This is a genomic window from Sphingobium sp. Z007 (genome assembly GCF_900013425.1).
Classification (GTDB): domain Bacteria; phylum Pseudomonadota; class Alphaproteobacteria; order Sphingomonadales; family Sphingomonadaceae; genus Sphingobium.
This window is the reverse complement of record NZ_FBXK01000005.1, coordinates 16,450-28,947: the sequence shown is the minus strand read 5'-3', so window position 1 is coordinate 28,947 and position 12,498 is coordinate 16,450. Positions and strand designations below refer to the sequence as shown.

General features: G+C 62.7%; 12 protein-coding genes and 1 tRNA gene. 4 read left to right on the top strand and 9 right to left on the bottom strand.

Going from position 1 to position 12,498, the window contains the following annotated elements; genetic code table 11:
- The first annotated feature begins 156 nt into the window (after positions 1-156).
- Positions 157-2,319 carry a trypsin-like serine protease gene (locus CEQ44_RS25375; RefSeq protein ID WP_144036359.1) on the top strand — a complete coding sequence of 721 codons (2,163 nt, stop codon included), beginning with the start codon at positions 157-159 and terminating at the stop codon, positions 2,317-2,319.
- Positions 2,202-3,641 (top strand): autotransporter outer membrane beta-barrel domain-containing protein, encoded by a 1,440-nt coding sequence (locus tag CEQ44_RS25370; RefSeq protein WP_144036358.1) that lies wholly within the window; start codon positions 2,202-2,204, stop codon positions 3,639-3,641. Before CEQ44_RS25375 ends, CEQ44_RS25370 begins: the two co-directional genes overlap by 118 nt.
- A 142-nt stretch (positions 3,642-3,783) precedes the next feature.
- Here CEQ44_RS25370 and CEQ44_RS07960 read toward each other — a convergent pair whose 3' ends face one another.
- From CEQ44_RS07960 to yajC, 5 genes are all read right to left on the bottom strand, one after another.
- Positions 3,784-5,208 (bottom strand): M20/M25/M40 family metallo-hydrolase, encoded by a 1,425-nt coding sequence (locus CEQ44_RS07960; RefSeq protein WP_088185181.1) that lies wholly within the window; start codon positions 5,206-5,208, stop codon positions 3,784-3,786.
- A gap of 156 nt (positions 5,209-5,364) precedes the next feature.
- Positions 5,365-5,706 (bottom strand): Mth938-like domain-containing protein, encoded by a 342-nt coding sequence (locus CEQ44_RS07955; protein ID WP_088185180.1) that lies wholly within the window; start codon positions 5,704-5,706, stop codon positions 5,365-5,367.
- 47 nt (positions 5,707-5,753) lie between these two features.
- Positions 5,754-6,743 (bottom strand): protein translocase subunit SecF, encoded by a 990-nt coding sequence (gene secF, locus CEQ44_RS07950; RefSeq protein ID WP_088185179.1) that lies wholly within the window; start codon positions 6,741-6,743, stop codon positions 5,754-5,756.
- A gap of 21 nt (positions 6,744-6,764) precedes the next feature.
- Positions 6,765-8,363 (bottom strand): protein translocase subunit SecD, encoded by a 1,599-nt coding sequence (gene secD, locus CEQ44_RS07945; protein WP_088185178.1) that lies wholly within the window; start codon positions 8,361-8,363, stop codon positions 6,765-6,767.
- An 8-nt stretch (positions 8,364-8,371) separates the two neighbouring features.
- Positions 8,372-8,707, bottom strand: a complete 336-nt coding sequence (yajC, locus tag CEQ44_RS07940; RefSeq protein ID WP_088185177.1) for a preprotein translocase subunit YajC — start codon at positions 8,705-8,707, stop codon at positions 8,372-8,374.
- Between the two features lie 184 nt (positions 8,708-8,891).
- Between yajC and CEQ44_RS07935 the strand changes: the two genes are divergently transcribed.
- Positions 8,892-8,968, top strand: a tRNA-Pro gene (locus CEQ44_RS07935).
- Positions 8,969-9,198: 230 nt separating this feature from the next.
- On the opposite strand, the gene CEQ44_RS07930 is transcribed toward CEQ44_RS07935, so the two are convergent.
- Positions 9,199-10,158, bottom strand: a complete 960-nt coding sequence (locus CEQ44_RS07930) for a hypothetical protein (RefSeq protein WP_176400390.1) — start codon at positions 10,156-10,158, stop codon at positions 9,199-9,201.
- Positions 10,159-10,176: 18 nt separating this feature from the next.
- On the opposite strand from CEQ44_RS07930, the gene CEQ44_RS07925 reads away from it, so the two are divergent.
- On the top strand, positions 10,177-11,007 hold the full coding sequence (locus tag CEQ44_RS07925) for a Dam family site-specific DNA-(adenine-N6)-methyltransferase (RefSeq protein ID WP_217895042.1): 831 nt from the start codon (positions 10,177-10,179) through the stop codon (positions 11,005-11,007).
- Positions 11,008-11,154: 147 nt separating this feature from the next.
- On the opposite strand, the gene CEQ44_RS07920 is transcribed toward CEQ44_RS07925, so the two are convergent.
- The 3 genes from CEQ44_RS07920 to CEQ44_RS07910 form a co-directional block, all read right to left on the bottom strand.
- Positions 11,155-11,745, bottom strand: coding sequence for a T4SS efffector SepA family protein (locus CEQ44_RS07920; RefSeq protein WP_217895041.1), 591 nt, complete (start codon positions 11,743-11,745; stop codon positions 11,155-11,157).
- A 206-nt stretch (positions 11,746-11,951) separates the two neighbouring features.
- A complete protein-coding gene (locus CEQ44_RS07915; protein ID WP_088185176.1) occupies positions 11,952-12,167 on the bottom strand; it encodes a hypothetical protein in 216 nt (71 codons plus the stop codon).
- Between the two features lies 1 nt (position 12,168).
- Entirely contained in the window at positions 12,169-12,498 is a 330-nt protein-coding gene (locus tag CEQ44_RS07910) for a hypothetical protein (protein ID WP_088185175.1), read from the bottom strand.

Here is a 12,498-nt window from a genome sequence, read left to right as displayed (position 1 = left end):
CAAAGAACAAGATCGCCTGGTCGAGGCCATTGCCGTTAGGACAAAACAGACATGCTGTGATGTTTTGGATACATGACACAGGTTTTCATGATTGCCCGATTGTCTTGGACAATACAGTGGATTAGCTTCCCGATCGGTCTTTGGGGAGTTTACATCATGCACATTCGCAAGAATGGTGCGGGCCTGTTGGCGCGCGTCAGTCGTCCTGCCTTGCTGGCATCTGCGGCCATCGCCGCCCTTACCGTCGCACCGATGGCGCAGGCCGTCGTGCCGACCGACGATAAGAGCCCCGCCGACATCATCGACGGCAGCGACGTGAACGGCGTCGGCATCATGTACCGCGACGACGGCTTCGTCTGCACCGGCACGCTGATCAACCCGCGGGCCGTCATTTTTGCCGCCCACTGCGTAAACGACCTGACGTCGGCCGACTACAGCACCGTCAATGGCGGCGTGCCCGTCGCCTTCGCCTTCCAGAACAACGCACGGCCGGGCCTGATCGACTGGCTTAGCAACGGGTTCCAGACCAACACGGCGCTCAGCGTCTACAACGTCAACAACATCGCCTATCATCCCGACTCGCTTGACCCGCCGGCGCTTAGCTTCCTCTATGGCGACGTGGCGATGGCGACGCTCGATACGCCGGCATCCGATGTGCCGACCTGGACGATGTTGTTTTCCGCCCTGCCTGCCCCGTCCTCCATCAGCGAGACGAGCGGCACCGGCTATCATGTGACCATCACCGGCTATGGCCGCAGCGGCAGTGGATCGACCGGCAACAGCTATGGCATCGACTTCCGCCGCAAGACGGCCGAAAATTTCTTGGGCTTGCTGGGCTCGCTCGACGATGTCGACAGCTTCCTCTTCGGCGAAGCCAGTGGTTACAGCCAGAATCTCTATCACACGGATTTTGACGATCCGACGCGGGAAAACCCCTTCGACTTCAACCTGTTCAAGGACGACGCCCTGCCCAATGAAGGCAGCACCGCCGGCGGTGATTCGGGCGGCCCGCTGATCCTGGACCAAGCCTTTGATGAAAAGACCATATTAGGCGTGCTGTCGGGCGGTAGCCGCTACTTCCTCGAACAGCCCGCCAGTTCCTATGGCGGCTCGTCCTTCTACCAGCCGCTCTATTTGTTCTGGGACTGGATCGCGCAGAATAACCCCTATCGCTACGCCACCGCCAAGGCCGGCGACGGCAAGTGGAGCGACGCCTCCCACTGGATCACCGCGCTTGACCCCAATTACCGGATCATCGACAGCAATGGCGCACTGGTGAATGGTATCCCCACGACACCGGGCGCGGGCGCGTTCGGCGAAGACAGCGCGTCGAAATTCGGTCAGCTCTGCTACAGCCCCGACGATGTCTGCTACGACGTCGGCACCAACACGCTGATCGTCAACGGCCAGCCCGTCACCCAGGAGGGCGGCACGGCTGCCACCCCGGCCGGGTCGGGCACGCGCACCAATGCCATCGGCAAGGTCGAGATCGCGGAGCGCAGCCCCAATTCCGAAACCGTCACGCTACTCGACGGCGCCGAGCATGAGGCGCAGGCCGAAGGCGACAGCGCTGCCGTCCTGCCCAGCCCGACGCTGACCAACGGCCTGCCCGGCGCCACCAATTTCGTCCCCAATAATATCGACCCGTTGGCGTCGCAGGGGATCATTGGCCGCTATTATGACGTGACGCTGAGCGCCACGGGCAAGACCACGCTCGACACCGACGCCACCGTCGATCGCTTCACCATCGCTGGCACCGGCGCGGCGCTGGACGTCACGACCACCGGATCGCTGACCAGCCTTATGGACATTTCCCATCTGGCCGGGGTGGTGAACGTCAATGGCACGATCGAAACGCCAGGCGACTATTTCCTCCTGACCGGCCTGCTCTCGGGCAGCGGCACACTGCGCACCCCCTTCTTCACCAACATCCTGGGCACTGTCGCCCCCGGCGGCGTCGGCACCATCGGCACGCTGAGCGTCGAGGGCAATGCCCTGCTCACGTCGGGCAGCACGCTCCAGATCGATCTGGGCGCCAACGGCGTTTCGGATGTGCTGGCGGTCAAGGCCACGCAATTCGTGGAGGATGATGGCGACGACGGCGAAGGCGAAATTCCCGACACTGGCGGGGCGGCGATGGCGGCGGCACGGCCGACCAGCGCACTGCTGCAGCGATCAACGCGGCGCAGGCCGATGGCGACGTGTCGCTGCTCGCGGTCGGCGATCCCATCAACGGCATTGCGGCGCTGGGCGGCCAAGTCGCCTTCGGCCAGGCTGCCGGCGCTAAGATCCGCTATGGCAATCGCTATACGTTCGTGACCGCGGAAGGCGGCATCGATGGCACCTTTACCGCCCCGGCCCAGTTGTCGGCGGTGCTGAAGCCGGTGCTGATCTATGGCGAAAATTCGGCCAGCGTGCGGATCGACGCGGGCCTTTATGCCGCCGTCGTCAATCCCGCCGCCCAGAACCAGACCAGCTTCGCCAAGCTGCTTGACCAGAACCGATCGCGCTACGCCAGTTTCGCCACGCTTTATGGCGAAGCGGACCTGCTGAGCGTCGCCGGGGTCCAGGCGACGTTCGAAGCGATGGCACCGCGCACCGAAGCGCTCAAGACGTCGATGGGCGAAGTGCTCAACGACAATATGGCGCGCTTCTATCGCGATCGCCTGACCAAGCTGGATGCCGGATCGATGGGCGGCACGCTGACGATGGTCGGCCAGCCGATCCAGCTCGCCTCCGCCAGCCTCAACAATATCGACCTGGGCATGGACCAGGGCGGCGGCGACGACACGACGACGCGCGAAGGCGTGCTGCCCGACGATATGAGCGCCTTCCTGGCGGGCGGCTATCTGGACGGCAAGAGCGCGCCAATGCGCACCGCCGTCCCAATCGGCCGTGACCAGTTCGATGGCTGGTATGCCGCGGCAGGCGTCGAAAAGGCGTTCGGTGACAATGGCGTAATCGGCCTGGCTGCCTCCTTCAGCGAGCTGAAGGGCAATACCGGCGCCAATGACACGGCGCGCGCGCGCCTCTATCAGGGCACCGTCTATGGCGCCTTCGACCTCTCAGGCGTCAAGCTGGACGGCGTCGCCAGCGCCGGCACCCTCGCCACCCGCTCGCGCCGTTCCTTCGCGGTCGGCGTCACCCCCTACACCCTCAATGGCAGCGACCAGGAACTGGCGCTGTCGGGCGAACTGGGCCTCAGCAAGGCGCTGGGCGGCGACGCCTTCAGCATCGTGCCGCGCGCCTCTATCCGCGGCGCCTATATCAGCTCGGGCAACCTGGCCGAATATGGCGGCGATGCGGCGTTGGTGATCAAGCGCCATGCCATCCGCAGCGCGCAGGGTCGCCTGGGTGCCACGGTCAAGGCCAACACTGGCGGGTTCAAACCCTATGTGACCGCCAACTTCGTCCATGAATTCAATGACCAGCCGGGCTTTTTCCTGGCCAATCTGGTCGGTGGCACCGGCAGCCTGGCGCCCTTTGCACTGGGCGGTTCGGACCAGAATTGGGGCGAGGCCGGCGGCGGCCTGACGATCACCACCGGCAATGTCGACCTGTCCCTGTCGGCCGACACCACGCTCTGGCGCAAAGATGTGAAATATCAGAGCTATCGCGCAGCGGTGAAATTCCGCTTCTGATTTCCGGCTCCCAGCCGAAAGGAAAGGGCCGCCCGATCGGGCGGCCCTTTTCCGTTGGGGCGGAGAAGCAATAAAGCGTGATGACTTCAAGCGGATTTACACCACGTCCGGTTTTACCAACCACCTTGGCCCACGTCGCCTCTCACTGCGTATATAGCTTCACCAGCCGGTAGAGGAACGCCCGCCCGTCCAGCAGCGACTTGACGCGGACGCGTTCATTGAGGCCATGGACGCCCTGCCCGTCCGGGTCGGCGAACATGCCCGACACGCCATAGGTGGGGATGCCCGCCGCATTGGTGAACCGCCCGTCGGTCGCCCCGGTCGCCAGGCGCGGGATCACCGGCACGCCCGGCCACATCTCCCTGGTCAGGACCTCGATCGGTCCCATGATCTGCGGCGTCAGCTCGGGCGCTGACGATTTGGGCTGCGGCGGATCGGCCAACGTGACCTTGACCTTCGGATCAGCCGCCAGCTCGCTCAACTGCGCCAGCACGGCGTCCACGGCCTCGCCCGGAATGATCCGGCAATTGACGTTCGCGGTCACCGATTGCGGCTGGGCATTGGGGGCATGGCCACCCGCAATCAGCGTCGGGATGCAGGTGGTGCGCAGCGTCGCGTTCCAACTCGCGCTTTCCGCCGACACCGCGGCATAATCGGCCTCGCTCGCCTTGCCCGCGCCGATCGCCGCCATCGCGCTCGACACCTTGGCCGGATAGAGCGACGCGGACGCGCCGAAATAGGCCTTGGCCGCCGGCGTCAGGTTCACCGGAAAATCATAGGCGTTGACCCGCGCCAGCGCCGCCGCCATCCAGCCGATCGCGTTGACATGCGGGGTCTGGCGCGAACTATGGCCGCCAGGCGCGGTCGCAATGAAGGTGAAGTCCTGATAGACTTTCTCGCCCGCTTGCACGCCCTGGCTCACCGGCTTGCCGCTCTCGTCCAGCGACCCACCGCCGCCCTCGTTCAGCGCCCATCCGGCCTTCAGCGCATCGGGCTTGTTCTTCAGCAGATATTCCACGCCGTTCAGCGCCTTCTCCGTCTCCTCGCCACAAGTCAGCGCCAGCTTGATCGTGCGCTTGGGCTTATAGCCCTCCGCCTTATAGCGAACCATCTGATCGGTGAAGGCCGCCGCCATTGCCTTGTCATCGGACGTGCCGCGTCCATAGAAATAGCCGCCCTCCTCGATCAGGCTGAACGGATCGCGTTCCCAATCCGCGCGCTTGGCTGCCACCACATCGATATGGGCGAGCAGCAGGATGGCGGGCAGCTTGGCGTCGCTCCCACGCAGGACGGCGGTCAGATTGCCCTCCTTGGGATGCGCCGGATCGACGATGATTTGCACATCGCCGTCGGCATAGCCCGCCGCCTTCAGCCGCGCGCCCATCCGTTCCGCCGCGACCGTGCAGCTCCCGTCGGGCCAGCTCGAATCGGTTTCGACCAGTTCCTTGTACAGGCCACGGAAAGCCGCCTCGTCCCCGCGCGCCTGCGCATCGGGGGTCGCGGCATGGGCGCTGGTAGTGACGAGCAGCGCCGCGATCAGCGCGGCGGCGGGACGAGAATATACCATGGAAAAGCCCCTTGGGTGGAAGAGGCGCGCAGCTTGGCGAAGGTCTGACGCAAGAGCAAGTGGCGCGCCCTCTCCGTTCGCTTCGAGCGAAGTCGAGAAGCAGATGGCGCCGCTTGTTACGTTTCTCGACACGCTCGAAACGAACGGACGTTATTCCTAAAGCGGCAGCAACGCCGCCACGATCTGCCGCTCCTCGGCGCGCAATACGCCCCAGGCGCGGGCCGCAGCGCGGCTGTCCATCGCCTCCACGCCGATCCCCAGCGCCTCGACCGCGCGGACGAACGCGCGCGGCGGCTGGCGCAACCCGGCGCCCGTCCCCAGCAGCAGAAATTCGGGCTTAGGATCGCCATCGAACAAGTCGCCCAGCGCCTCCACCGTCAGCGCCGCGACATCCGGCGCATCGGCCCAGGCCATAGCCCGCACCGGACTGAGCAGCAGGCCGTCGGGAAACACATCGTCGCGCACCCGAAAGCCACGCCCCTGAAAGCCGGTGACGATCGGTCCCTGCCCGTCATCGTCCCGGCGGACCTTTATCCCGGCGTCGCTCAGGGCTTGGCCCCATCGTCGCGCGGACCTACGCGCTCAGCCGTACCGGCATAATCGCCCTTCTTGGCCGCCTTCTTCTCCGACGTCTGCGGGGTCAGGCCCAGCGAGATCAGCAGCGAAGACGACACATAGACCGACGAGTAGGTGCCCACGATAATGCCCAGCATCATGGCCGCAGTAAAGCCACGCAGCACATGCCCGCCCAGCAGCAGCAGCGCGCCCAGCGCCAGCAGGATGGTGACGGACGTCATGACCGTGCGCGGCAGCGTCTCGTTGACCGACAGGTCGATCAGCGACTTCATGTCCATCTTGCGATATTTGCGCATATTTTCGCGGATACGGTCGTCGATCACCATCTTGTCGTTGATCGAATAACCCACGATCGTCAGCACCGCGGCGATGATGTTGAGGTCGAACTCCAACTGGGTGATCGCAAAGAAGCCCAGCGTCATCAGCACGTCATGCACGATCGCGACGAAGGTCGAGACGCCGAACTGCCATTCATAGCGGAACCAGCTGAACACCGCGATGCCCAGGATCGCCAGCACGACCGCCAGCACGCCATTCTGGATCAACTCGCCCGACACCTTGCCCGACACCGTGTCGTAGCGGGAAAAGGTGACGCCGGGGAACTGCGCGACCATCGCCTGGCGGGTCTTTTCCACCACGGCATTGGCCGCGCCGGCCCCGCCCTGGTCGGGCAGCGGCAGGCGGATTTGCACCGTCTTGGGATCGCCGAACTGCTGGAGCGAGCTTTCGCCCACGCCCAGCGTGCCGATGGTCGCACGCACCTTGTCGGTTTCCACCGCTTGCGGGAATTTCGCCTCGATCATCAGGCCACCGACGAAATCGACGCCCAGATTGAGGCCCTTATGCGCGGTCGCGCCCACGGCCAGCACGGTCAGCAACGCGGTCAAGGCGAATGCCCATTTGCGCACCGCGACGAAGCCGATATTGGTATTGTCGGGGACGAGCTTGAGAAGTTTCATGGGTGTGTCCTCCCGCCCCTCTTAAATATGAATGTCGGTCGGACGGGTGCGGCGCACCCAGTTCGCGACGACCATGCGGGTGAAGGTGACGGCGGTGAACACGCTGGTCGCGATGCCGATCAGCAGCACGATCGCGAAGCCCTTGACCGGCCCCGACCCCAGCGCCAGCATGATGCCGCCGGCGATGGCGTGGGTCACGTTTGCCTCGAAGATCGTGCGGCTCGCTTCCTTATAGCCATGCTCGATCGACGCCACGACATTGCGCCCGCGTCGCCGCTCCTCGCGGATACGCTCGTAGATCAGCACGTTGGCGTCCACCGCGGTGCCGATGGTCAGCACGAAACCGGCGATGCCCGGCAAGGTCAGCGTCGCGCCTAATATGCCCATCACGCCCAGAATGACCGCCACATTGATGGCGACCGCCAGGTTCGCATACATGCCAAACCGGCCATAGCTGACGAACATGAAGACCGCGACCGCGACCACCGCGACGACCGATGCGATCAGGCCCGCTCGGATCGAATCCGCGCCCAGCCCCGGCCCCACGGTGCGTTCTTCCACCACCACGAAATTCACCGGCAACTTGCCAGACCGCAATGCGATGGCGAGCTGGTTGGCGCTTTCGACGGTGAAGCTGCCGCTGACCTGCGCGCTGCCGCCCAGGATCGGCTCATTGATGTTCGGCGCGGACAACACCTTGCCGTCCAATATGATCGCGAAGGGGCGGTTGACGTTCTGCGACGTCACCTGCCCAAATTTGCGGCCACCTGAACTGTTGAAACGGATATTGACGATCGCCTGGTTGCTCTGGTCGTACCCCTGCGTCGCGTCGGTCAGATCTTCGCCCGACACCATCACCTGCCGCTTGACCGCGATGAACGGCACGCCAGTGGGGTTGTTGGCATAGGGCAGCACTTCGCTGCCCACCGGCGCACGGCCCTGCGCCACTTCGGACGGGTTGGCGGTCGTGTCGACCAGCTTGAATTCCAGCTTGGCGGTCTGGCCCAGCAAAGCCTTCAGCGCCTTGGGGTCTTGCAGCCCCGGCACCTGCACGACGATACGATTGTCGCCCTGCTGCTGGATCGTCGGCTCGCGCGTGCCCATTTCGTCGATGCGGCGGCGGATGACTTCGGTCGATACCTCCATCGCGCTCTTGACCGCATTCTTGATGCCCGCCTCTGTGGGCGTAATGACGATGGTGGAGCTGTTGACCACCTCGACATTGAAATCGCGCTGGCCGGTCAGCCCGGCCCCCTGCGTCAACGGCCGGATGCGCTCGACGGCGGCATCGACCTGCGACGGCTCGCGCACCATGAAGCTGAGCTTCCCGTCGCGGCTCGAAATATCGCCGATCGCGATCCTGGGATCACCGCGGCGCAATTCGGTGCGAACCTGCTCTTCCATATTGGTCAGGCGCTGCTTGGCGACATCCTGCGTCGATGCTTCCAGCAGCAGATGGCTGCCGCCCGACAGGTCGAGGCCCAGATTGACGCGCGTCTGCATGAAGCCGGGCAGCTTCGTCACGACGCTGTCGGGCAGGAAGCTGGGCACGGCGCACAGCACGCCGATCGCCAGAGGCAGGATGATCGCAAAGACCGCCCAGCGCGAAAAGTTCAGCATGGAGGCGCTCAGTCGTTCGCGGGCTTGGCGGCGGTCGGATCGATCACCTCGGTCAGGGTCGACTTGACCGCCTTGACCTTCAGGCCCGGCGCCAGTTCGATATCGGCGTAAATCTCGTCCACGCGCAACACCTTGCCGACCAGGCCGCCACCGGTGATGACCTGGTCGCCCTTCTTCACGGCGTCGATCTTGGCCTTATGCTCCTTCAACTTCTTTTGCTGCGGACGGATCAGCAGAAAATAGAAGACGACGAAGATCAGGACCAGCGGCGCCATCTGCACCAGGATTCCGGCGCCGGAGGCTTGCCCGCCCGCGGTCTGGGCAAAGGCTGGGGTAATGAACATGGGTGGGACTGCCTTGTATCTGTCGGTCGCACACGCCCAGTCGGCATATGCGGATCAAGGGCGGGCGGCTAACACAGATGGGGGCGCAGAGGCAATATGATTAGGGATTACGACGGTCGGTGGATCAAGATGCGATTGAGCGCTTGCAACTTCCCATTTGTGCTTATATTGGGCGCCCTCCGGTCGGGACGTAGCGCAGCCTGGTAGCGCATCACACTGGGGGTGTGGGGGTCGGAGGTTCGAATCCTCTCGTCCCGACCAAATTACCAAACAAAATCAACGGGTTACAGTGGCGGCAAAAGCCGCCGCTGCCCCCGTGCAAGCCACCCATAAGAGAGCCGTAAGTTTTGCGCCACCCGCCTCATACCGCGGCGATGGGCCACATACGACTCCCTGCAGCACGCCGGGCGGAAATTCGTTGCCATTATGTTCCACATCCGCTTAGCTGTTGCTGCATGAAGAGATCAGCAACAGCAAGAGCGGGAAACCGCTCAAAGGAGTGGCGTATCGTCCGGCAGGACTACTTTCGCCGCAGCCTGTCTTGCTCGCGTCTTGTCAGCCCATTCCGCTACCATCGCCGGAAGCCTATCCTCGATCTCAATGCCGAACAGGATTTCGTCGACGTAGCCCATATGGAGCATGTCGATCATGCGGCACAGGTAAGAGCGCCCGCATTCCCACCATGTATAGTGAGCGTCGGCAATCAGGATGTGCTCGACCTCCACACCAGTCTCAAGGCGCATCTCCTCAAGCTCCATGCCGTCGAGCAACGTCTCATAGACACCATCGGCCACACGACTGCCAAAAGTCGTTGTGTGGTAGTACTCCTTGATTTCCCAAACCGCGACCGGGTTCACGGCAGACGGGAACGCTCCGTCGATACGGCGCGCCAAGGTGCGCAGCGGCATTCCGTCCCGTGTGACCGTAGTGAGCTGTCGCGGGTCATGGTCGTATTCGATGCCCTGAGCGTTGGCTTCGATCAGCATGTTGACCATCGCCGTGAGGTAGGCGACCTGCTTTTTCTCGCCCTTCTGCTTGTTCATCGTGGCGGCGAGTTTGTATTTTTGGACGCCGAGCAGGCGTTCATACATCGCTTGGGCAGCGACTTTGTCCATCAATTGATGCTGGACGGTGTTGTTCAGAATGTCGGCTCGATACGCAAAGTAGGCTATGAGCGCGTTGGCGAAATCCGTGGGCTTGCCGTTCTGGACCAAATGCTCGCTAAGAAGGCCCAGCTTTTTCATCCCCGCCAAAATCTCCGCGAAGGTCGGCACCTTTATTGTGCCGGTGCCTCGCGCCGTGTAACCCAAGGTTTGAGATAGAGAACGAACATGCGCCCAGAATCCCTTGTCGAGCCCTTTGAAAGTGTCGTTAGCGCGCACGAATCCCCCGACGAAAATCTGTTTGAGGACCGGCGATACATCCAAGCGGCGCTTCCGCTCAATGGGCATGACACAAATCTCCCCCGATTGAAGGGGCAGTTGCTAAAGTGGATCGGAAATAAGCAGAAGTTCGCCGCAGAGATAATCACATATCTCCCCAAGCAATACGGCACCTATTACGAACCATTCTTGGGAAGTGGAGCAGTTCTCGCGCACCTAGCACCGGAACGCGCCGTGGCTTCTGATGCCTTCGGCCCCCTTGTTGAGATCTGGCAGAAGCTTCACGACGACACGGAGCAGGTGGTCCGCTGGTATAGTGATAGGCACGCGCTCGTCGCGAAGATGGGCAAGGTCGAAGCCTATGAGCATGTGAAAGCGGCCTACAATGCCTCGCCGAACGGGGCGGACCTGCTATTCCTCTCGCGCCTCTGTTACGGGGGCGTCGTTCGTTTCCGCAAGGCAGACGGCTACATGAGCACGCCCTGCGGGCCGCACAAACCCATGCCACCGGCGAACTTTGCGGAACGCGCTCACATCTGGGCGGCTCGCACCGCTCGGGCGCAGTTCATGCACGCCGACTTTGAGGTTGCAATCGACTCGGCAAAAGACGGCGACGTCTGCTACCTCGACCCGCCCTACGCCGACAGCCAGACCATCATCTACGGAGCGCAAGCGTTCAACTTGCCCCGCCTGTTTGACACCATCGCTAGGGCGAAGCAGCGCGGGGTTCGTGTTGCGCTCAGCCTCGATGGGACTAAGAAATCCGGGGATAAGCAAGTCTCCCTGCCGATCCCCGAAGGCCTATTTGAGCGAGAAGTTTATGTCCAGCTAGGTCGGTCGATGCTGCGCCGGTTCCAGATGGACGGGCAGACGCTTGAGGCAGAGCATGTGTCTGACCGACTTCTCCTCACCTACTGACGAGTAAAACTTACGCAGGTCTTTTCGACGTTGCATTGACCACGCAAATCAGATGCACCTCAGCCGCTTAATGTAGAAGGCGACCAAATCCATCCTTTGACGGTCATAGCAGCGCCCCGCACCCGAAGGTACGAGGCGCTCGCAGCGTCATGCACCGCCCGATCGAAGAATCCCTGTTCGACCGGGAAACTGCGCCTTATTATTCTGCCGCCACCAAAACTCGACCTTCACCGGCACTCCCCACTTCTTGGCGAGCCGGTCGACCTCCTTCCACGCATCAGCGGCAGATTGCCCCTGCAAGGAAACCCCAAGCTTGTGGTGATAGCGGAATCCCTCACCCGTATAGCTCCCGACCTTCACTGGAATGTGAAGTTCTCGCACAAGATGCTCGCCTTCAATGCCTGCCGCTTTCAGATGAGAGATCATCGCAATCAGTATGGATGACCATCGCGGGCTTTGGATGGCTTTACCATTCAGCGACGCGGCGAGAGGCTTGGTAAAGGTGAGGCCAGGTGCGTCCGTGAACTCCATGGCCCCTTCACTGCTGACAATTACCTCACCCTCCGGTTCGTCGTCGCGCTCAAATCCAAGCTGCTCCATTGCCTCCCTAACCACCCGCTCAATTGTGTCACCGGGAGTCTTCGTCCCAAACCATGTCTTCAACGTGCTCAACCCAGCGAACGTCGCATCATCAATCCTAATAACGGGCATCATCACCACCTCCATCGCGCGAATCAATAGGGAATATGTAACATATCTGGGAATGCGGTCAAGAGTGATATGTTACATATTTCAGTCGTGATGGAATAGAGCGCTGAGGCTATACCGTTCTCGTCGCTAGAGGCCGCACAGCCTCGGCTACAGCGCTGACGGTAGCTATTTCGCCGCTACCCCTTGGCCGCGCTCGCGCCACGCTACCAGCCACGGCGGGGTAAGCGCGTCCGTCACCGACGCCACAGCCCCTCGACATGCCAGCGCCGGATAGAATTGAGGATGGCGGGCATGTCCCTGGTATCGAGCACGCCAGCGGCCATGCCAGCCCGCGCCTCGACCTCGAATGCATCGAAGCTGCCATATTCCCGCTCGAACAGGGAGCGCGGCGCAATGCGGGCCTGCTCCAAGCGGGCGACACGGGCGAGGAGTGCGCGCGGCGATGCCATGTCAGCCCTGCGCGATCTTCCGCCACTTGAACCCGACGCGGACAAGCACCTCAATGCCGGTCGCAGGCGCAACGGTAACGCCGCGTTCCGCATAGCCGATGGACCTAACCACATTGGCAGCGGTGGCATTCGCTGCGATAGTTCGGACACTCTTGCCGGTCAAAGTGCAGACCGTCGCGCCCTGCGTGATCGCGGTGGCCTTGCGGACACCGAGCGTTGCGGGGGCGGGCATCTTGAACGGTGCGACTGCCGGGGTCGTAATCAGCGCCTTGAACTTCGGGACGCTGATTTCCTCCCGCCGCTTCCGGTTGGCGTTCGTTGTGGTCAGCAC